Raw genomic sequence first — 19,534 nt, forward strand, 5'->3', positions numbered from 1 at the left:
GCACCTTCCTTAAACAAAAAAAGAGGATGCCCAATCGAATGAACATCCTCTTCATTAAAAGTACGCGAGATGAGATTTGAACTCACACACCGTAACCGGCACTACCCCCTCAAAGTAGCGTGTCTACCAATTCCACCACCCGCGCAAAAAAAATTGTTTGTCTTTTCCTCGATAGTCGGTGCCCGGGACAGGAATCGAACCTGCACGTCTTTTGAACACTCGCACCTGAAACGAGCGCGTCTACCAATTCCGCCACCCGGGCGTCTATGTTATCGACCGATCTTTCTTGGAAAGATACACCCTTTTTCAGGATGAGGAGACCGCCATAGGCCGCATGCCTACTGCCTCTTGGAGCGGAAGACGGGACTCGAACCCGCGACCCTAACCTTGGCAAGGTTATGCTCTACCAACTGAGCTACTTCCGCGATTGCGATGCAAAGGTAGTATCTTTTTTTAGTTGTACAAGCGTTTTCCTCCCTCTTTTTTCGGGGTAAGCGGGCATCAGTATCTGTCGGATTAGTGGGAAAGGGAGATCGAGCAGAGCCGGAAATCGATCTTCACAACCTTTCCGTGTGTCAACGACTTTTTCAGTACACGTCAAACTGTCCGTTCAGATTGTTTGCGTTCGGAAAATTTCTTTATTCATGTCTCGAAAAACGTGGCGTGGGAAAATTTTGCTTTTGGCGCGAGAAGTAAAATTTTTACGCGCCAGAACGAAAAAAATCTCGCGCCACTTCTTCCGAAAAACACGAGCCGTAGATGTGCAAGAACTCGCGTAGAAAAAGTTGATGTGGGTACAAAAAGAAGAAGAGGAGAGCCCCGGATATCCGATAAAACTACTCATCGGATACCGTCCGAAAACATAAATGTCGGATCTGTATAGGACTTCTCTCAATACGGAACGCCCGTCGGCTACAGGCTTTGGGGCCGAAGCTGACGGGCGTAGATCAGAAAGGAGAGGGATAAACCTCTACATTAACCGTTGATTTCGTCTAAAATAGCTTGGATTTCATCTTGGCATGAACCACATACAGTCCCTGCGTCTGTAGCTTCGCCTACTTCATCCACGGTCTTCAATCCTTTTTCTCTAATTGCTTTTTCAATCTCTCCACGTGTAATTTCGTTGCAGTGGCAGATAATTTCATCTTGTTGTGACATAATTCTTGTGTTGTGATAAATCGTCGTTAGTTACATGCTCTGAAAACGTTTCAAAATTACAAAAACAATCAAGTTTTTCATCTATGCTCTAATAGACAGCGTCTATAAAAACGTATTTGCAATGCGATGCAATTCGCTATGACAAAGCGATAAAATCAAGCGGGAGGCCTCTTGTGAGACAGTAAGCCGCCTTACATATTCCCTATTGACGGACCGGTAGTAAATGACGAAGTGTTTGGCCTCGGACTTCTTCCCGAAACCGATGTACCCTTACCCTTGCAGCAGCTCAGCAAGCGATAGCCCCAGCGACAAAAGAAGCATTTGCGTCGCTCGCAGTATTCGCGATAGAGCTGAATGAGGGCTTGGCTTTCGGCAGCATCCGCAGGTCGGCAGATCCGGGAGAAAGCACGAACCGGCTTGTTGTTTTCGGGTTTGATGCCACGCAGGAAGTCTATTGTCCGCTCGCGGTAGTCCTCCATGCTCTGCCCCCTCAACCAAGCATAGCGAAGTGGGGCTGCTACATTGATCAGCAGGGCATCCGACGAAATAGCGGCAAGCGTACTGCGGGAAGGAACAGGGGTGGGCTTCCCAAAGCGATAGTGCGAAGCCCAGTAAGATGATGCCTCCACGCTGAGCTTCTGTGCCAGTTCTTTAGCGGACACAGTCTCCACAAAAGAAGAAAACAGGAACTCGCAGCGATGCAGAATGGCGGCCAACTGTCCCAATCGACGATGTACGAAAGAGGCAGGACGGGCGCGATGCAGACGAAAGAGAGAGGAATCAAGAGGCTGCAGGTCGAACTTATGTCTCAAAAAAGCGTATTCCGAAGCCAACTTCTCGGCATATTCATCCTCAGGGTCGGCCAATAAACCGGCCTGCCCGAGCAGGAGGGCTTCCACTTGCAGGAGATTGCTCCGATGCTTGGCGATGACGGCAAAGGGCAGGCTGCGAGCAAGCCGCTCGAGGGCATCGTTGTTCAGCCCGAATCCGAAATGACGAGCTAACAGGATATAGGCCGTTGCATTCCAATCCATGGACGTAGACAGATAGAGCCGATCCACTTCGGCAGCCTTACGCTCCAATCGTTCTACGACGAGCGTGTCCAGCCAGTCGTGGACTTCGAGACTATCAAGTTCATGGAGCCTGTCCTTACAACCCGGCAAAAGGGATGTCCGGAGCATAAAGTCGGCGTTTGCCCTAAGCCGTTCGTCTACATGCATAACGCAAACGGGGACAGGTTCACCGCTGATTCGGTGCCGTATCGGGAGGTCATCCGTCTCTACCACATGGAGTATTACATTGTCATAAGCCGGATCGAGATGATGCCCGTGACGGACCCAATCCGAAGCCCTGCAATGAATCTCTACGTTGCCGGCCCAGAGGAGATCGCCCACTTTCACTTTGGCGTTGAAGAAATCGGGGCCACTATCCCGATTGAGCATCCCCGGATCAATGACCTCAGGCTCCAAAAAGAAAGCATCCGCCCCATAGCTTAACGAGCTATAGAGGCGGTGCTGCCATACGTATTGTAAGAAATGCTCCACAGTCTTGTCGAAGCTCCTTCTTTGCCTTTGTCAATCAGTTGTATTCCTTATCGTATTTCAGAGCGGCATCGGCCACGAAGTGCTTGATGCGCTGTTCTTCCTCGGCTCTGCAGATGAGCAAGACATTCCCGCTTTCGGCTACGATGCAGTCATTGATGCCCTGCATGACAACGAGCTTCTGCGGATTGTCCGTGGTAACGATGTTACGTTCGGCCTCGTAGAAGAGCGTCCGCGTCTTGAGCGATGCGTTTCCGGCATCGTCTTTCTGTGCCAGCTCATAGAGAGATCCCCATGTGCCGAGGTCTGCCCAGCCGAAGTCCACGGGCATGACCAAGACATTGTCCGCCTTCTCCATCACGCCAAAGTCGATGGAAATGCTCGGACAGTAGGGGAAAGCCTGATCGATGAAACGCCGCTCTTCAGGTGTATTGAAGTGTGCCAAACCATTTTCGAGGGAAGAGGTTACTTCCGGCAGATGCTTGCGGAATGCGGCAAGGATGCTCTCCACGTTCCATACGAACATTCCACTATTCCACAGGAACTCTCCACTGGCGAGGAAGATGCTTGCCATCTCGGCATTGGGCTTCTCCGTAAAGGTTTTCACACGGATAAAATCACCGGTCTTTTCTTCAGCCATTTGGATATATCCATAGCCCGTCTCCGGACGGGATGGACGGATGCCGAGCGTCACGAGATGCTCGTGATCGGCTACGAACTCCAACGCTTCCGATGCAGCACGCACGAATTCGTCTTCGCGCAGGATCAGATGATCCGAAGGAGCTACGATTATGTTGGCTTTGGGATTGCGCGCGTAAATGTGATAGCTGGCATATGCGATGCAGGGTGCCGTATTGCGACGGGTCGGTTCGCGCAGGATTTGATCCGGTTCGATCTCAGGGAGCTGTTCGCGTACCTTGTCCACGTAAAGTTCATTGGTAACGACCAGAATGTTTTCCCGGGGGATAAACCGTGCGAAACGGTCATATGTCATCTGCAGGAGGGAGCGTCCGGTACCGAAGAAGTCGAGGAACTGTTTGGGATGGGATTCACGGCTGAAGGGCCAAAAGCGGCTTCCTATTCCCCCTCCCATAATGACGCAATAATTGTCTTTCACAGCCATAGTCGCTATTCTATTTTTAAGTTCTTAGACAAAACTACTCAAAATAATAACGTCATGTCTCAAGAAAATCGTACTTGTGGTTCGTAAATAATTTCATAGGCCAATGGAGGATTTTTTCCCTCCTCACATCGTTTCGCCGACTTGGTGGTTTTTTCTCTACATTAGCGGGCGGAAAAATTATTCGCAAGCATATTTTTCTTCTCCCCAAACTCTTTGCTTTTTTCGCAAATGCCAAGGATCGATCGAAAAATCTCATTCTAAAATCACCAATAATTATCACCAATACAAGTATGAAAAGAAGCAGACTTTTAGGCCGCATTGTAGTACTATCTCTATGCGTCGCCACAATTCCGGCTTCGGTTGTCAGCCAACCGCAGATGACGCCTTTGCAGTCGACACACACCTCCGATCGTTCGTTCGGCAGGGGAGCTCAGCAGATAGCTGACGAATGGAGTGCCGCCATGCCCCAAACCACATGGAGCAGCCATGCCGATGTCAGTTGGTACACGGCAGACGGCACGGAATTCACTCTCACCACTGCGGAGCAGTTTGCAGGCTTGGCCAAGCTCGTCAACAGCGGAAAGTCCATGAAGGGTGTGACCATCAAGCTGGGTAATGACGTGGACTTCTCGGCTAATCGCTTCGATGAGGTGATCGGCAAGGATAATGACAACCCCTTTTCCGGCACTTTCGATGGAGGCAACCATACAATAACGGGCGTGATGATCAGCGATCCCGTCTTGGGATTTATCGGATTCTTCGGACAAACCAACGAGGCCATTATTCGCAATACAATCATCCGCAATGCTACGGTCGTAGGTTCGGCCCCGGCAGGTGCTCTCGTTTGCAACATTTACAACAAGGGACTCGTAAGCAACTGCCATGCTTATGACTGTCGAATCGTTTCCGCTCCATACGAAACGAGCTTCGGAGGCAGTGGTGCAGGTTCTTTGGTTGGAGGCCTTTTGGATGAATCCAAGATAGAAAATTGCTCTGCCACTCGTGTGGAAGTCTATAGCCAGAGTCAAAGCGGTGCTTTCATCTCCCAGGCATACAATCTGTGCGAAGTAAAGAATTGCTTCGTAACGGACAGCAAGATAATCGCAGACGTTGGGTTGATCGGTGGATTTGTCGGCATAAACTTTGCTTTCTTCCCCGGAACCGAGTCTACTTTCTCCAACTGCTATGCTCTCAATGTGGAAGTCGTATCGCTTGACAGTGGTGATCAAGCCGTTCTCGGAGGGTTTGTCGGTCAGGTATCAGCCAACTTCATTGCCAAGCACTGCTACGTGTCAGCCAAAGTAACGGGAGGAAAAAATCCCGGTGCTTTTGTCGGTATGACGGCAGATGAATCCATGAACTGCAAATACGACGGTTGCTTCTACAACAACGAACAAAACCCGGGTATGGTCGGCATAGGAAACGGCGTCGAAATCCCTGCCATCGCAGGTATGCCGGAAGCGGCAATGAAGACTGCCGATATGGCTGCCAAGCTCAATGCAGATCAAAATCCTGCTCCCTGGCTTCAGGCAAACGACGTAAACAACGGTTGGCCGTACCTCAAAGACAACAAACCGGTAATAACCTCTCTGGCCGCTCCCATGTCCCATGAGATCCGTATTTGGGCTACTGCCGGTCGGATATTCATTGCGGGTGCTCCTGCGGGCACATCTGTTCAGGTGTACGATATGCAAGGACATCGGATTTACAATGCTGCCGTGCTTGCAGATCATGACATTGCAGTTGCATCCGGTGTATACGTTGTACGAGCCGGTGACAGCACAGCCAAAGTGATCGTTCCCTAAGAGAGGGGTCGATAGGAAAAAGTTGCATCCTGCATGAGCGATTTGTTTGCTGCAAGTCGTTTGTGCAGGATTCTTTTAATGATTGTGCCCTCGTGTTGCACTGCAGGGTGGAATCTGTAGAGATCTTGATAATAATCCGATATGATTACCTTTGTACAAACGAAAAAGTAGCATGATGGAAGTCCGTCCAACGACTCTAATCGATCATATAAATTCTCCGGCTGATCTTCGCGCACTAAAACCTGAACAGTTGCCACAGGTATGCCGCGAACTCCGCCGCTATATTTTGGAAGTGCTGTCTGTGACGCCCGGTCATCTCGGCTCCAGCTTGGGCGCAGTGGACTTTACGGTGGCGCTGCACTACGTATTCGATACGCCCTACGACCGTATCGTCTGGGACGTGGGACATCAGGCTTACAGCCATAAGATCCTGACCGGCCGGCGCGAAGACTTCCGCCATTTGCGCCAATGGGGGGGCATCAGCGGTTTCCCCTCGCCTAAAGAAAGCGAATACGACACATTCCCTGCCGGACATGCTTCCAACTCTATCTCCGCAGCACTTGGAATGGCTGTGGCTTCGGCTGCCAAGGATGAGAAACGGAAGGTCATAGCCGTCATTGGAGACGGTTCCATGACGGGAGGTATGGCTTTTGAAGGGCTGAACAATGCATCGTCTTTCCCGAACAATCTGCTGATCATCCTCAATGACAACAACATGTCCATCGACAGGAATGTCGGAGGACTGAACCGCTATATGGTGGACATCCTCACCAGCAAGACGTATAATACGATTCGCTACGACCTTTATAAGGGCTTGCGAAAAATCAATCTGATCAGCGAGACGAACAGAAAAAATCTCCTGCGCTTCAACAACAGCTTCAAGGCACTACTGGCACGCGAGAGCAATTTATTCGAAGGATTCAGCATCCGCTATTTCGGCCCCGTCGATGGCAATAATGTGCTCCGCTTGGTGGAAGTACTCAATCAGATCAAGGATATGGCCGGGCCTAAGATCCTGCATCTGCGAACGATCAAAGGTAAGGGCTACTCTCCGGCCGAGAAGCAGGCTACGATCTGGCATGCACCGGGCGAATTCGACATCAAATCGGGAGAACGTAAGAAAGGAGAGAACAAGCCCGAGCCACCCAAGTTTCAGGATGTGTTCGGGCATACACTCGTGGAGCTGGCGGACAGAGACGAGCGTATCGTCGGGGTCACCCCGGCTATGCCGACAGGTTGCTCCATGACCTTCCTGATGAAGAAATACCCGAATAGGGCCTATGACGTGGGTATTGCCGAAGGGCATGCAGTCACTTTTTCGGCCGGTTTGGCCAAGGAAGGGTTGATCCCGTTTTGCAATATATACTCTTCTTTCATCCAGAGGGGATATGATCAGGTGATTCATGATGTAGCCCTGTCTGGTTCACACGTGGTGATTTGCCTCGATCGTGCCGGTCTGGTAGGCGAGGACGGTGCCACACACCACGGGGTGTTCGACATGGCTTTCCTCAGATGCGTACCGGACATCGTCGTGGCTTCTCCGCTGAACGAACACGAGCTGCGCAATCTGATGCTGACCGCATACAAGGGATATGACGGCCCGATGGTGATCCGTTACCCGCGTGGCAAAGGGGTGCTGACCGACTGGCGCAACACTCCGCGACTGGTCGAAATAGCGCGAGGACGCTGTCTGACGGAGGGCGAAGCTATAGCCTTCCTCTCCATAGGCCCCATAGGCAATATGGTACAGAAAGTGGTGGAACGGCTGGCTGAGAAAGGTGTATCTGCAGCCCACTACGATATGGTATTCCTCAAACCGCTTGACGAGGAGATGCTCCATGGCATTGCAAAGAAGTTCGATACGATCATCTCCGTCGAAGATGGTTGCATCCAAGGTGGTTTCGGATCGGCCGTCATGGAGTTTATGGCAGACCATGACTACCACCCACGCATCCGACGGGTGGGAGTCCCCGATCGCTTTATCGGGCAGGGATCTGTGCCCGAACAGTATGCAGACTGTGGCATGGATGCAGACTCTTTGTTGCACTTGACCGAAGAACTTCTGCTGCATCCGTAGGAAAAAGGAACGAAGGATGCTGCACGGATCTTACAAAACCTTAATGTAGCAAGATGAATATTGTCATAGCCGGTGCCGGCGAGGTGGGCACACACTTGGCGAAAATGCTTTCGCAAGAGGAACAGAACATCGTCCTGATCGACCCCAATCCCAAACGATTGGAACTGGCCGCCATGCGTTCCGAGCTGCTCCCTCAGGTGGGCAATCCGCTTTCTCCTTCAGACTTGCTGCAGGCCAATGTGAAGTATGCCGATCTTTTCATCAGCGTGATGCCGGAGGAGGCGGACAACATTTTGGCCTGTGCCCTTGCCTCACGATTGGGAGCAGGAAAAACGCTGGCACGCATCAACAACAACGAATTCCTCAAACCCGACATGGCACAGTACTTCCGCGATATGGGAGTCCATACCATGATTTACCCCGAGCTGCTGGCTGCACGGGAGATAGTATCGACCATCAAAAACCCGTGGGCACGTCAATACGTGGAGTTGTTCGATGGGGCTTTGGTTCTGGTGGGTGTGAAGGTGCGTGAGGGTGCGCACATTGTTGGCAAATACCTTCATGAGCTGACCCGGACGGGAAATAAGATATTCCACATCGTCGCTATCAAGCGTGACCTTGAGACGATCATCCCGAAGGGGGGTACACAGGTACTGCACGGAGACATCGTATTCTTCGCCACGGCTCAAAACCACTTGGATGAAGTTCGCAAGCTCGCAGGCAAAGACAATCCGCCCGTCCACAAAGTGGTGATCATGGGAGGCAGTCGCATAGCTATCCGTTCCATAGAGATGATCCCGAGAAACATACAAGTGGCGATCATCGAGAAGGACAAGGAGAAAAGCATGCGGATCAGTGCCATCGCTCCGACCAACGTACAGGTGTACAACGGTGACGGACGCGACTCGGACATCCTCATAGAGGCCGGGTTGGATCAGGCCGATGTATTCATCGCTCTGACGGAAAATTCGGAGACGAATGTCCTCGCCTGCTTGGGAGCCAAGCGTTTCGGTGTATTCAAGACCATCGCCAAGGAAGAGAATATAGACTACATTTCATTGGCTGACCGCCTTGATATAGGCACGCTCATCAACAAAAAACTTTTGGCTGCCGGCTCCATCTACCGCATATTCCTTGGCGAAGATACGAGTACGGTGAAGTGCCTGACGCTGGCCAATGCCGATGTGGCCGAACTCGTGGCTCATCGCGGAGCACCCGTCACCAAAAGACCGGTGAAAGATCTGAACATTCCGGAGGGGATTACCTTCGGCGGCATGGTGCGCAACGGTGTCCCGCAAATGATCCATGGCGATACGGTGATCGAACCCTACGACCATGTAGTGGTATTCTGTCTGAATACACCACTGAATATTCTGAAAGACTTCTTCGGCTAACCTCTCTTTTCGGACGGCACGGCGATATGTTGCAGCACATCAATTTCAAATTCGTTCTCAAGGTGGTAGGCTCTCTATGCCTGTCCGAGATTCTCTTTCTGTTGATTTGTCTGGGTATATCCGTCTACTACAAGGGGAGCGATCTGTTGCCTTTTGTTTACACTATAGGAGTGATGGCCGCAGTAGGCTCCTGTTTCTACCTGCTGGGACGCCGTGCTCGTATGAACAACGCAAGTCGGCGCGAAGGGATGCTTACTGTCACGCTGACGTGGCTGATCCTATCGCTTGTCGGCATGCTTCCTTTTGTCTTCGGCGGATATACTCCCTCCGTGACGGATGCTTTCTTCGAGACCATGTCCGGCTTCACGACCACAGGAGCCACGATATTCCCCGAGGTGGAGTCTTTGCCCCGAGGCATTCTTTTCTGGCGTAGCATTATGCAGTGGCAGGGCGGTGTCGGTATCGTGGTCTTTACGGTAGGGCTGCTCCCTATGCTCGGTGCAGGGAGTGCCGTTTCGCAAATATACAATGCGGAAACTACGGGCATCATCCACGATCGTTTTCTGCCGCGTATCCGTCAGGTGGCACGCCGGCTCTGCGGTGTCTATATTCTCGGAACTGCTGTGCTGATACTGCTTTTGTGGTTGGGCCCGATGGGACTGTTCGATGCCATTTGCCACGCTTTCACTTGTATTTCCACGGGAGGCTACTCCACGCGCAACGGCAGTATCGCGGAGTTTCAGTCCTCATACATCGAATATGTCACCTCGTTTTTCATGTTCTACGGCAGTCTCAGCATCACGCTTCAGTACTTTCTGCTGGTAGGAAAACCGGGAAAACTGATTCGTGATGAGGAAATGCGCACCTTTGTCGTCCTGACCCTCTGTGCCGTTTTGATCACTACGCTATGGCTTTTGTATCGGGGGGAATATCCGAGCTTGGAGGAAAATTTCCGTCATGCTCTCTTTCAAACCTATTCGATCATCAGTACCACCGGCTATACCACGGCCGATTACTTCTCGTGGGGGCCTTTCTTCTGGAGTATAGCTATCGTGATGATGATTGTCTGCGGCTGTGCCGGATCGACGACGGGAGGAATCAAAATCAGTCGCCTCGTCGTCCTGATGAAAAACTTGCGTAACGAATTTAAGAAGCGTACCCACCCCAATTTGATGGTACCTGTACGAATCAATGGGATTATCATCACAGGACAATTGGTCAGTCAGGTACTCGCCTTTGCTTTTCTCTATTTCCTGCTGATTTTCTGCAGCATCATCCTCCTCACGCTTGACGGTATGGACTTCGTTGCCGCAGTCGGTTCGGCCGTATCGGCCATGGGCAACGTCGGTCCCGGATTCGGCGACTACTTCAGCGACTTCAGTCAGGCCGGCGACTTCTCCAAGTGGATCCTTTCTTTCCTGATGCTCACCGGGCGTCTGGAAGTTTTCACAGTTATTTCCATTCTCCATCCTGCTTTCTGGCGCAGATAGAATCTTTTCCGCTCTGAACATCGGGTGTCCCCATAGACTATAGAATAGAGTAGGGCATAAACGACTATTTTGTTGTCGTGTTTCACGAGAGCAATACCCTTTCCTTGAGTGAACGACAAGCTGAAAAAAGAAAAAGAGGAAAAGAAAAAGGCCTCTCAAGCTTCTGTAGCTTAAGAGACCTTTTTGTGAAGAGGTTCGTGGCGGACTCGAACCGCCGTAGACGGTTTTGCAGACCGTTGCCTAACCACTCGGCCAACGAACCATGCTGAGGTTTGCGTCTGCAAAGAAAAGGTTTTTATTTGAGATTAGCAATGTTTTTTGAATTTTAATCAGGTGTGCAGATTCCAGCTATCAGGGCAATCGCATTTCAGCCACTAACGTACTTCTAAAGCTCATGATTGCTACATTCAATTATCAAACAAGTGCGAATTCATATGTCAGAGATTCAAATCATAGAGGAAAGAGACTAAAAATTTTCAAACGCGATCGCCCTGACAGGCTGCCCCCGGGGCCGACGCATTAAATTGGTTTTGCGGTTTCATTCGAGCGAGTTTCTCCTAATAGGTATTGTTGGCTATTACTGTGTGCCGACGCGGTAGCCGGATGGATTATTGGAGCCGGAGGTGGTATCGGCTCGTATGGACGCAATGTGAATCAGACGGTACAGCGTGGCGCACAAGGTGCATACACGGGTAGCAAGGCGATGGTTGGAGAAGCACAAGTGCTGTTGCCGGTCATGTCGTTTGATGTCTCAAAGGGGCACTCATTAAAGAGAAGTAGATTTCCACTAGTGGAAAGATAGCTTTCCACTAGTGGAAATCCGGCGTCTACCAAATAGTTGCCTGACACACAATAAGAAGAATAAACAAAAGTGCCTGCTTATTGTGCAAAGGTCCCATTAATTCGTACTTGTATGATAACCGAACGTAGCAATCGTTAGGTTTATAAGTGAGTTAACAGTTCAAATGCGATTGCCCTGTGAGTTGCCCTGAAATATCTGTCCCACAGTCTCAAAAAGCAGTAAATTTGCGCGGTATGACAGATGCTTTCATCTTTGAAAACAAAAAAGCGGCTTTCCTGACTCTTGGCTGCAAACTGAATTTCGCAGAGACTTCGACCATCGGAAAAGCTCTCGCCGAGCAGGGTGTGCGCCCTGTGCGAGAGGGCGAAAAGGCCGATATATGCGTGATCAATACATGCTCCGTAACGGAGCTGGCCGATAAGAAATGCCGCAATGCCATCCGCAAGTTACATAAAGAGCATCCCGGTGCGTTGATGATCGTCACCGGCTGCTATGCCCAGCTCAAACCGGAGGAAATAGCTCGAATAGACGGAGTAGACATCGTACTGGGAGCCGATGAGAAGCTCGACCTCGTAAGTATTCTCAGCCAAAGACCGATACAGGGCTTTGCCGAGCAGACTATTCTCACGACCCCCACAAAGGATATTCGCAAATTTCAACCCGGCTGTTCGGCGGACGACCGTACACGCCATTTCCTCAAAGTGCAGGACGGATGCGACTACCACTGCTCTTACTGCACGATACCCAAAGCTCGCGGACGCAGCCGAAACGGGTCGATAGAGTCTCTCGTCCGACAGGCTGAGGCCGTAGCCGCAGAGGGAGGAAAGGAGATCGTACTTACGGGAGTCAATATAGGTGACTTCGGGCGCAGTACGGGGGAGACATTCCTCGATCTCTTGCGTGCTCTGGACCAAGTGGAAGGCATCGAGCGATACCGAATCGGTTCTATCGAACCAAATCTCCTCTCCGACGAACTTATTGACTTCTGTGCCTCGGCACACCGTATTGCTCCACATTTCCATATGCCGCTTCAGAGCGGATCCGACGATGTGCTCAAGCTCATGCGCCGTCGGTACGATACGGCTCTCTTTCGGGAGCGAGTGGAGCATATCCGCAGGGCATTGCCCCACGCCTTCATCGGGATAGATGTCATTGTAGGAACGAGAGGTGAGAAACCGGAATTCTTCGAGGATTGCTACAGCTTCCTGCAGGACAAGATTTCTTTCAGCCGCCTGCACGTTTTCTCCTATTCGGAGCGTCCCGGCACCCAGGCACTGCAAATACCTTATAAGGTAGATGCTCGCGAGAAGCAACGCCGTAGCCGCAGGCTGCTGGATCTGTCCGATCTTCGGCTTGGCGAGTTCTATCGCTCCCAAGAGGGTACGCACCGACGGGTGCTGTGGGAGGACGTTTGCCATGAAGGTCTGATGCAGGGTTTTACGGAGAACTACATCCGCGTAGCGGCTCCCTATGCCCCAGACTCGGTTGGTAAAGTGGAAGAGATCGTATTGGGCAAAACCGATCCAAGCGGAGAATATATGCAGACAGCCGATACCATATTCCCATGAAAGCGACACTTTCCCTTTCCTATTATTTGCTGTTAGGCCTGACGTATATGCAGGCAGTGCTACCGCTATGGATGGTGCGGTTGCAGAGTCGTATCCTGGCAGGGCTGCTGCATACCGTCGTTCGCTATCGGAGAAAGGTGGTACGTGACAATCTGACTCGCTGTTTCCCTGAGAAATCTTTACAGGAAATACGCCGGATCGAACGACGGTTTTACTATAATTTCACGTATCAAATCTTGAGTTCCTTCAAGCTTCTGACTTATTCACAGACGCAACTCCGCCGCCACATCTCATTCGAAAATCTCGATGTCCTGATCCGCTTACGAGCCGAAGGGCACCCTGCCATTCTCCTGATGATGGGGCATTTCGGCAACTGGGAGTACTTTTCCGGCAGTCAGGCCATCATCAAAGATTTGGGCCTACAGATCTATCAGATCTTTCGCCCGTTGAAAAGTACTTCTTCCGACCGGCTCATGCATCGCATACGGGAGCGATTCGGTTCGCGTGGTATAGCCAAGCACGACGTGCCACGTGAACTGCTCCGACTCGTTCGCAATCCTATTCCGACAGAGACTCCACTGGTCATCTTCATCGCCGACCAAAGTCCGGCCTATGCCGGCTCATACTGGACTACCTTCTTCGGCAGAGAAACGGCTTTCTTCAATGGGACGGAGAAGCTCGGCCATAAGTTCTCTCTGCCGGTAGTCTACATGGATGTGGAGAAAACGGGGCACGATGTCTTCACCGGTACCATCAAGCTCTTGCACCATCCTCAGGATGACAGCCCCGAAGGAAGCATTACGGAAGAATATGTCCGCCTGATGGAGGCCACCATCCGTCGCGATCCGTCGCAATGGCTTTGGAGCCACCGCCGCTGGAAACGTCCCCGATTGCATAATACCCGACAACCATGACAACCGCAGTCATCATTCTCAACTGGAACGGACGTAAGATGCTGGAGGAGTTCCTCCCCTCTCTTATAGCACATACACCGCGACAATCGGCTCGTCTTATCGTAGCCGATAATGGCTCCACGGACGACTCCGTGGAATTTCTGCGTTGCCAGTATCCACAGGTGGAACTGATCCTTTTCCCCGAGAACTACGGCTTTGCCGAAGGCTACAACCGTGCTATCGCACAGACCGAATGCGACTGCGTGGTACTGCTCAATAGCGATGTGGAAGTCTCCGAAGGATGGCTGGATGCTCCGCTCGCATTGCTCCAAGAGCGAAGCGATGTTGCCGCTGTCCAACCCAAAATCCGCGCTCTTCGAGACAAGCACGCGTTCGAGTACGCCGGTGCTGCCGGCGGCTATGTAGATCGTTGGGGTTATCCGTTCTGCCGTGGACGTATCTTCGATACGGTAGAAACTGATACCGGCCAATACGATGATATAGCAGAGGTATTCTGGGCTTCCGGTGCAGCCCTTTTCATCCGCAGACAGGTGTACATGGCGGTAGGAGGACTGGATCCCCGTTTTTTTGCTCATCAGGAGGAAATAGACCTCTGTTGGCGACTCCATAGCCGTGGCTGGCGTATAGCCGTAGCACCAAGTTCTACTGTTTTCCATTTGGGGGGAGGTAGCCTCGATATGAAAAATCCGCGCAAAGTGTATCTCAACTTCCGAAACAATCTGCTGATGCTGTACAAGAATTTGCCGGAAACAGCCCTCAAGCCCACCATGCGCATCCGCGCTCTACTGGATTTCCTCTCCGCCATGGTTTTCTTGCTCACCGGCAAATTCCGCCATATGCAGGCTGTTGTTCGTGCACGTCGCGACTTCCTTCGTATGCGACCGGACTTCTCCGCTTCCCGTTCCAAGAATCTTCTCCTCGGCTCTATCCCTGCACCGATGAAGCCTTATTCCATCGTCTTCCAATTTTATATCCGCCGGCGTAAAATATTCTCTCGCCTTCCTTAATCTTCTCCCTCTCTCGTAAAATACTTTCGTTTATATTTGGTTTATATTGTAAACTAATTTATATTTGCATCGGAAGCGGTAAGAAATGCCTTGCGGAGACATTTTCAAACGGAATACGAACCACTAACGGATAGCAAAAAAATGGAAGAAAAACAGCTTACACCCCAAGAGAGCGTACAGATGATCGAGAAGATGCTCGAACAGACACGCAAACGACTGATCCGCGGAGCAGGCATCCCCAGCCTGATATGGGGATACGTCACTTTTGCCACGAGTCTGCTGATCCTTTTCGTTTACCCCCATATCGGTTATCGAGCCAATTATCTGTGGATGCTGATCCCGATAGTAGGAGGGAGCCTGACCATTATTTGTAATAGGAAGAGACAGAAAGAAGCACATGCACGTACACAGATAGACCGATTTATAGACACGACATGGATAACCATCGGGCTGAATGTTACGGCATTGAGCATACTGGCTTATCGCTTCCCGTTGGCTATTCTTCCCCTTGTACTCATTCTCATAGGAATCGCTACGGCCATCACCGGATTCTCGCACAAGGTAACGTTGCTCAAATACAGCTCCATATTCGGCATACTTGTAGGCTATATGCTTCTGGTGGTGCCTATGAACGGAAAACTGATGGTGCTGATCTTCGGCCTTACCTTCTTCCTGATGCACTGCGTGCCGGGACATTACCTCTGCTACCTCGAACGAAAAATTTTGCGCGATGCTTAGACCTCTCGACCCGCTGCTCATGTCCGAATTGAGGTTGGCCATCATGTCCGTCCTCATGAGTGTGGAGGAGGCCGACTTCCTCTACCTCAAGGAGGTGACGGGGGCTACTTCGGGCAACATCAGTGTACAACTGGACAAACTGAGCACAGCCGGCTACATCGAAATAGAAAAAGGCTACAACGGTAAACGCCCGCGTACCACCTGTAGAGCCACCGATGCCGGCCGTGAGGCCTTCTCCGCACATTTCGAAGCACTCAAGTCCTACCTGCCGACAGACTCTACTCACTAATCGAAAAAACAAAAAAGGCATGTCCACATCAGGGATTCGGACAATGGTGAATCCCGTTTAGAACCAATCATTTAAGTAAATGAAGCGTTTAATATCGAGAACCCTTATCAGGCTTCTCCTCATCCTTTGCATCCCTATGTCTCTCGCTGCTCAGCGACAGATAGCCGGTACTGTCACCGACACCAAAGACCGGCCTATCGTTTTGGCTAATGTCTATCCGATCAATAGCTTCGACGGTATGGCTACCGATAGTCTTGGACGCTTTCGTTTTACGACGAGCAGCACTTTCCCGATGCGTCTCGTGGTTTCGCATATCAATTATCACTCCGATACGCTTACCATTCGGAAGGGAGATCCGATGGAGAACATCCGCATCCGCCTGCGCGAGACCGATGACTACAAGCTCTCCGAAGTCGTCGTCAGTGTCTCCGCTTTCGGGGTAGGAGGCAAGCAGAACAAGACGGTGCTCAATCCTATGGATGTCTACACGAATCCAAGTGGTAACGGAGATCTCTCGATGGCGCTGCGTCAGACACCCGGCCTGCAGGATGTGGGAGATCGTGAGGGCTTTTTCGTTCGCGGAGGAGCCTCTTGGGAAACGGCCGTGACGATAGAAGGCATTAGAGTGAAGCGTTTTTTCGGCAAGAACAGATTCGACGCTCCTGCTCGTTCACGTTTCGAGACAGGAATGTTCAGCGGCCTTTCGCTCTCCACCGGAGGCTATGGGGCCACGGAAGGCGGTGCGCTGAGCGGACTACTCCGGTTGCGATTGGCGGGTAAGTCTCCCTCGTCCGTCGGGATAGGAATATCCCCGCTTTTTGTAAACGGTGGGGGTGGGCATCTTTCCAGGTCGAATCGTTTCTATATAGAGCAAAATGCCTCAGTGAGCGATGCCGCCTATATCCGTCTGCTGCTCAAGCCGGAGTACAAACTGCCCGGTACCAACCGCTCCTATGCCTACAATGCACGGACGATATGGAACCCGACTTCGCAAGATGAAGTGAAGGGGCTTTTTCTCTTCGTACACGACCTTTCCTCTTCGGCTTTGCGCATACCCTCTCCTGCAACTGCATATATGCTCTATGCGGGACGAAACACCTATGGATTCGGGATGGCTGTTTGGAGGCATGACTTCGAAGGAGGCAAAACGACCTCTACCCTGTCCGCCGGCTATAGCGAAGACCACAACCGGCTGCACCGCCAGCTTGAAATCGAGCCGGACATAGAGAGCACTTTCCGCACCGTAGAACGCGATGCCAATATCCGCCTTCGCTTCGATTCTCGGATTAAGGCTTGGAGGCTCTCCTACGGATCCGATTATACATATAGCGAAGCCAAGTCTTCTGTTCGGGAGGATAAATCATCAGCCTTACCCACACTGCGGGAACACCTTGTGGCAGCCTATGCCGAAGCCCTCTTCCCTCTGTCGAATCGGATCTCCGCTACAGCCGGATTGCGCGCCGAATATTCCGGACTTACCGAGTCGGCTATTGTCCTACCCCGTTTGTCAGCCACTTACAAGCTCTCTCCTTCGAGCCGGATCACCTTGGATGCAGGAGGCTATGCCGCCCCCGGCGACTACTACCTCTCCCATCGCATTGTGCCGCAAAAGCGCGAACACTCGCAGCAGTACAACCTGACCTATGAATGGCGACCCTCGCGTACACAAGTGCTACGCTTCCAAGCCTATGACAAAGAATACTCCCGACTGACCACGTTGGCTCCCGATGGCACAGCCTCCAACCTCGGCAAGGGATATGCACGGGGGCTGGACTTCTTCTGGAAAGCATCCGGACTGATCAGATCTTTCGAGCATTGGTTCTCCTATTCCTATACCGATGCTCGCAGGCAGTATCTCTTTTCGCCCGATCAGGAACGACCGGATTTCGTGGCCAAGCACACTCTTTCCACCGTGCTGAAGTATTGGTGTGCTCCTATCAGCTCACTATTCAACGTGTCGATGTCCTGGCGTTCCGGCATGACCTACCACGATCCCAACATAGCCTCCCCGGCTTATTTGAACGCATCGCTACCGGCTAATTTCAGCATGAGTGCCTCGTACAATTACCCATTCAAGTACAAGAAAGCCGGCGGTGTACTTGTCTTCAGCGTGCACAATCTGTTCAATTCGGATCCCACCTACGGCTATCGCTTCGGGGACAAACCCATCGGAGGCGTATATCCATCGGTTAGAATCTCTACCCCTTACCGACAGTTTTATATGGTAGGTCTGTTCATCAACTTCGGAATAGACCGCCGACAAGAAATCATGAACACCGATATAAAAATCAAATCAAGATGAAAACTTTCAAAAGAATCGCCCTGCTCCTCGTCGCAGGCTTTGCAGGGCTGTGTGCAACATCCGCACAAGGGACGGCTTATGCCGAAGTGATGAATCGAAAAGTAGCTGCTCTGGACAGTGTGCCACCGACGGAATATGCCACACTGGCTGCGGACTTTTCCCGGATAGCAGCCGTGGAAGGATCCGACTGGATGGCTGCTTATTATACCGCCTACTGCCGGATAATCCCGGCCTTCGGCAACCCCTCTGAGGCCGATCGGCTATGCGATGAAGCCGAATCCATGCTGAGCAAAGCGGAATCCCTCGGCGGAGATCTGTCCGAAATAGCCTGTCTGCGTAGCATGGCCGCCTCGGCACGCCTTTTGGTCAATCCGCAAGAACGCTGGCAGACATATGGAGCGGAGAGCGGCCGACAGTTGGCTGTCGCACTTGAAGCCAACCCTGCTAATCCGCGAGCCTACTTCCTGCAGGCCCAAAGCCTGCTGTACACCCCTGCGCAGTTCGGAGGGGGCAAGGACAAGGCCCTCCCTTTTGCCGAGAAGAGCGTGTCCTGCTATGCTGCGGCCACAGTGTCGCCTGCCTATGCTCCGCACTGGGGAGAGCAGCAAGCACGCCAACTCCTAATGCTTTGCAAGGCAGAAACTCAAGAGTGACTTCGCGGCTATCAATCTCCTGATCGAGAACCTCTATAACCTGCGATCTCGAAAACACGAACCGAAATCGTTCCGATTGTGGCACGTGTTTTCTGAGAAAATGGCGCGAGATTTTTTTCGTTGTGGCGCGTAAAATTTTTGCTTCCCGAACCAAAACAAAAAAATTCTCGCGCCACCTTTTTTCAGTACACGTCACTGCAGAAAAAAACTTTCCCGGCCGGAACGATCATTTCTTTTTATAGCCTGCTGTATTTTGTGCTTTTGGGATTACTCAGACTATGATATTTTTGCTCCTGATTGGATACATCCTGATTTTAGGGAGCACCGGAGATTTTCCTTATTTCGATTCATTGTAAATAAAGATGCTGTTGAAAAATTTTTCTCTCCTTCCTCGCAACCTCTTTGTACACAACTGAATCGAGTCTCTGTCTTGGGTGTTGATAACTCGGTCGCGCCTTGGTCGGCTTTCGTATAAGTGTCTGGAATGCAGTGGAATAGCGTTGTTTCCTTCGCTGTTTATATCTCAAGGTTATAACCATCTGAAAACAATATAGATACGATTCATCTGAATTATACTACACTTTTTGTCGATTGTTTTTTTACTCTTTTGTTTGAACCTTTGCTATCCCCAAAGGAGCAATGAACGACTGCTCTCAAAACGATATTTTTTTAG

At 51.2% G+C, this 19,534-nt stretch carries 17 protein-coding genes, 4 tRNA genes and 1 pseudogene; 14 read left to right on the forward strand and 8 right to left on the reverse strand.

Annotation, left to right across the window (positions count from 1 at the left end; all coding sequences use genetic code 11):
* Positions 1 to 61: 61 nt before the first annotated feature.
* The 4 genes from PGN_RS09850 to PGN_RS12080 form a co-directional block, all read right to left on the reverse strand.
* Positions 62 to 145: transfer RNA gene (locus PGN_RS09850), tRNA-Leu, on the reverse strand.
* A 34-nt stretch (positions 146 to 179) separates the two neighbouring features.
* A tRNA-Leu gene (locus PGN_RS09855) sits at positions 180 to 262 on the reverse strand.
* 87 nt (positions 263 to 349) lie between these two features.
* Positions 350 to 425 (reverse strand) — tRNA-Gly (locus PGN_RS09860).
* Positions 426 to 610: 185 nt separating this feature from the next.
* The gene (locus tag PGN_RS12080) at positions 611 to 673 is read right to left on the reverse strand and encodes a hypothetical protein (protein ID WP_230456045.1); all 63 of its coding nucleotides are present in this window, start codon (positions 671 to 673) and stop codon (positions 611 to 613) included.
* Between PGN_RS12080 and PGN_RS11655 the strand changes: the two genes are divergently transcribed.
* The gene (locus tag PGN_RS11655; protein ID WP_143739006.1) at positions 645 to 779 is read left to right on the forward strand and encodes a DUF1661 domain-containing protein; all 135 of its coding nucleotides are present in this window, start codon (positions 645 to 647) and stop codon (positions 777 to 779) included. The two genes, PGN_RS12080 and PGN_RS11655, sit on opposite strands and share 29 nt — an antisense overlap.
* Positions 780 to 975: 196 nt before the next feature.
* On the opposite strand, the gene PGN_RS09865 is transcribed toward PGN_RS11655, so the two are convergent.
* The 3 genes from PGN_RS09865 to PGN_RS09875 all read right to left on the reverse strand — a co-directional run bounded on the left by PGN_RS09865 (position 976) and on the right by PGN_RS09875 (position 3,822).
* Complete coding sequence (locus tag PGN_RS09865; protein WP_004585614.1) at positions 976 to 1,158, reverse strand: (2Fe-2S)-binding protein; 183 nt, start codon at positions 1,156 to 1,158, stop codon at positions 976 to 978.
* Between the two features lie 191 nt (positions 1,159 to 1,349).
* Complete coding sequence (locus PGN_RS09870; RefSeq protein ID WP_012458732.1) at positions 1,350 to 2,702, reverse strand: DUF2851 family protein; 1,353 nt, start codon at positions 2,700 to 2,702, stop codon at positions 1,350 to 1,352.
* 34 nt (positions 2,703 to 2,736) lie between these two features.
* Positions 2,737 to 3,822: a mannose-1-phosphate guanylyltransferase gene (locus PGN_RS09875; protein WP_012458733.1), complete on the reverse strand. Its 1,086-nt coding sequence runs from the start codon at positions 3,820 to 3,822 to the stop codon at positions 2,737 to 2,739.
* A 290-nt stretch (positions 3,823 to 4,112) separates the two neighbouring features.
* Here PGN_RS09875 and PGN_RS09880 point away from each other — a divergent pair, with 290 nt between their 5' ends.
* The 4 genes from PGN_RS09880 (at position 4,113) to PGN_RS09895 (ending at position 10,588) form a co-directional block, all read left to right on the forward strand.
* On the forward strand, positions 4,113 to 5,627 hold the full coding sequence (locus PGN_RS09880; protein ID WP_230847031.1) for a T9SS type A sorting domain-containing protein: 1,515 nt from the start codon (positions 4,113 to 4,115) through the stop codon (positions 5,625 to 5,627).
* Between the two features lie 172 nt (positions 5,628 to 5,799).
* Positions 5,800 to 7,704 carry a 1-deoxy-D-xylulose-5-phosphate synthase gene (gene dxs, locus PGN_RS09885; protein ID WP_012458735.1) on the forward strand — a complete coding sequence of 635 codons (1,905 nt, stop codon included), beginning with the start codon at positions 5,800 to 5,802 and terminating at the stop codon, positions 7,702 to 7,704.
* Between the two features lie 53 nt (positions 7,705 to 7,757).
* Entirely contained in the window at positions 7,758 to 9,098 is a 1,341-nt protein-coding gene (trkA, locus tag PGN_RS09890; RefSeq protein ID WP_012458736.1) for a Trk system potassium transporter TrkA, read from the forward strand.
* Positions 9,099 to 9,124: 26 nt separating this feature from the next.
* Positions 9,125 to 10,588 (forward strand): TrkH family potassium uptake protein, encoded by a 1,464-nt coding sequence (locus tag PGN_RS09895; RefSeq protein WP_012458737.1) that lies wholly within the window; start codon positions 9,125 to 9,127, stop codon positions 10,586 to 10,588.
* A 191-nt stretch (positions 10,589 to 10,779) separates the two neighbouring features.
* Here PGN_RS09895 and PGN_RS09900 read toward each other — a convergent pair.
* A tRNA-Cys gene (locus PGN_RS09900) sits at positions 10,780 to 10,850 on the reverse strand.
* Between the two features lie 262 nt (positions 10,851 to 11,112).
* On the opposite strand from PGN_RS09900, the pseudogene PGN_RS10920 reads away from it, so the two are divergent.
* From PGN_RS10920 to PGN_RS11660, 9 genes and pseudogenes are all read left to right on the forward strand, one after another.
* Positions 11,113 to 11,390, forward strand: a pseudogene (locus tag PGN_RS10920) (hypothetical protein).
* A gap of 233 nt (positions 11,391 to 11,623) precedes the next feature.
* Positions 11,624 to 12,958: a tRNA (N(6)-L-threonylcarbamoyladenosine(37)-C(2))-methylthiotransferase MtaB gene (gene mtaB, locus PGN_RS09905; RefSeq protein ID WP_012458739.1), complete on the forward strand. Its 1,335-nt coding sequence runs from the start codon at positions 11,624 to 11,626 to the stop codon at positions 12,956 to 12,958.
* Positions 12,955 to 13,872, forward strand: coding sequence for a lysophospholipid acyltransferase family protein (locus PGN_RS09910; RefSeq protein ID WP_043876343.1), 918 nt, complete (start codon positions 12,955 to 12,957; stop codon positions 13,870 to 13,872). Before mtaB ends, PGN_RS09910 begins: the two co-directional genes overlap by 4 nt.
* Complete coding sequence (locus tag PGN_RS09915) at positions 13,869 to 14,879, forward strand: glycosyltransferase family 2 protein (protein ID WP_039416830.1); 1,011 nt, start codon at positions 13,869 to 13,871, stop codon at positions 14,877 to 14,879. The genes PGN_RS09910 and PGN_RS09915 overlap by 4 nt, the downstream gene beginning before the upstream one ends.
* Before the next feature lie 141 nt (positions 14,880 to 15,020).
* On the forward strand, positions 15,021 to 15,617 hold the full coding sequence (locus PGN_RS09920) for a hypothetical protein (RefSeq protein ID WP_012458742.1): 597 nt from the start codon (positions 15,021 to 15,023) through the stop codon (positions 15,615 to 15,617).
* Positions 15,610 to 15,906, forward strand: a complete 297-nt coding sequence (locus PGN_RS09925) for a winged helix-turn-helix domain-containing protein (RefSeq protein ID WP_005874754.1) — start codon at positions 15,610 to 15,612, stop codon at positions 15,904 to 15,906. The genes PGN_RS09920 and PGN_RS09925 overlap by 8 nt, the downstream gene beginning before the upstream one ends.
* 79 nt (positions 15,907 to 15,985) lie before the next feature.
* The gene (locus PGN_RS09930; RefSeq protein WP_012458743.1) at positions 15,986 to 18,208 is read left to right on the forward strand and encodes a TonB-dependent receptor; all 2,223 of its coding nucleotides are present in this window, start codon (positions 15,986 to 15,988) and stop codon (positions 18,206 to 18,208) included.
* Complete coding sequence (locus PGN_RS12085) at positions 18,205 to 18,861, forward strand: hemophore-like protein HusA (protein ID WP_012458744.1); 657 nt, start codon at positions 18,205 to 18,207, stop codon at positions 18,859 to 18,861. Before PGN_RS09930 ends, PGN_RS12085 begins: the two co-directional genes overlap by 4 nt.
* 122 nt (positions 18,862 to 18,983) lie before the next feature.
* Positions 18,984 to 19,103, forward strand: coding sequence for a DUF1661 domain-containing protein (locus PGN_RS11660; RefSeq protein ID WP_173032063.1), 120 nt, complete (start codon positions 18,984 to 18,986; stop codon positions 19,101 to 19,103).
* Positions 19,104 to 19,534: the final 431 nt, after the last annotated feature.

The sequence above is a fragment of the Porphyromonas gingivalis ATCC 33277 genome (assembly GCF_000010505.1).
GTDB lineage: Bacteria > Bacteroidota > Bacteroidia > Bacteroidales > Porphyromonadaceae > Porphyromonas > Porphyromonas gingivalis.

Bases quoted from the DNA above. Each gene is read 5' to 3' on its own strand.
- PGN_RS09915 (WP_039416830.1), top strand. From the start codon at position 13,869: ATGACAACCGCAGTCATCATTCTCAACTGGAACGGACGTAAGATGCTG.
- PGN_RS09865 (WP_004585614.1), bottom strand. From the start codon at position 1,158: ATGTCACAACAAGATGAAATTATCTGCCACTGCAACGAAATTACACGT.
- PGN_RS11655 (WP_143739006.1), top strand. From the start codon at position 645: ATGTCTCGAAAAACGTGGCGTGGGAAAATTTTGCTTTTGGCGCGAGAA.
- PGN_RS09895 (WP_012458737.1), top strand. From the start codon at position 9,125: ATGTTGCAGCACATCAATTTCAAATTCGTTCTCAAGGTGGTAGGCTCT.
- PGN_RS12085 (WP_012458744.1), top strand. From the start codon at position 18,205: ATGAAAACTTTCAAAAGAATCGCCCTGCTCCTCGTCGCAGGCTTTGCA.
- PGN_RS09925 (WP_005874754.1), top strand. From the start codon at position 15,610: ATGCTTAGACCTCTCGACCCGCTGCTCATGTCCGAATTGAGGTTGGCC.
- mtaB (WP_012458739.1), top strand. From the start codon at position 11,624: ATGACAGATGCTTTCATCTTTGAAAACAAAAAAGCGGCTTTCCTGACT.
- dxs (WP_012458735.1), top strand. From the start codon at position 5,800: ATGATGGAAGTCCGTCCAACGACTCTAATCGATCATATAAATTCTCCG.
- PGN_RS09910 (WP_043876343.1), top strand. From the start codon at position 12,955: ATGAAAGCGACACTTTCCCTTTCCTATTATTTGCTGTTAGGCCTGACG.
- PGN_RS09875 (WP_012458733.1), bottom strand. From the start codon at position 3,822: ATGGCTGTGAAAGACAATTATTGCGTCATTATGGGAGGGGGAATAGGA.
- PGN_RS09920 (WP_012458742.1), top strand. From the start codon at position 15,021: ATGGAAGAAAAACAGCTTACACCCCAAGAGAGCGTACAGATGATCGAG.
- PGN_RS09880 (WP_230847031.1), top strand. From the start codon at position 4,113: ATGAAAAGAAGCAGACTTTTAGGCCGCATTGTAGTACTATCTCTATGC.
- trkA (WP_012458736.1), top strand. From the start codon at position 7,758: ATGAATATTGTCATAGCCGGTGCCGGCGAGGTGGGCACACACTTGGCG.
- PGN_RS09930 (WP_012458743.1), top strand. From the start codon at position 15,986: ATGAAGCGTTTAATATCGAGAACCCTTATCAGGCTTCTCCTCATCCTT.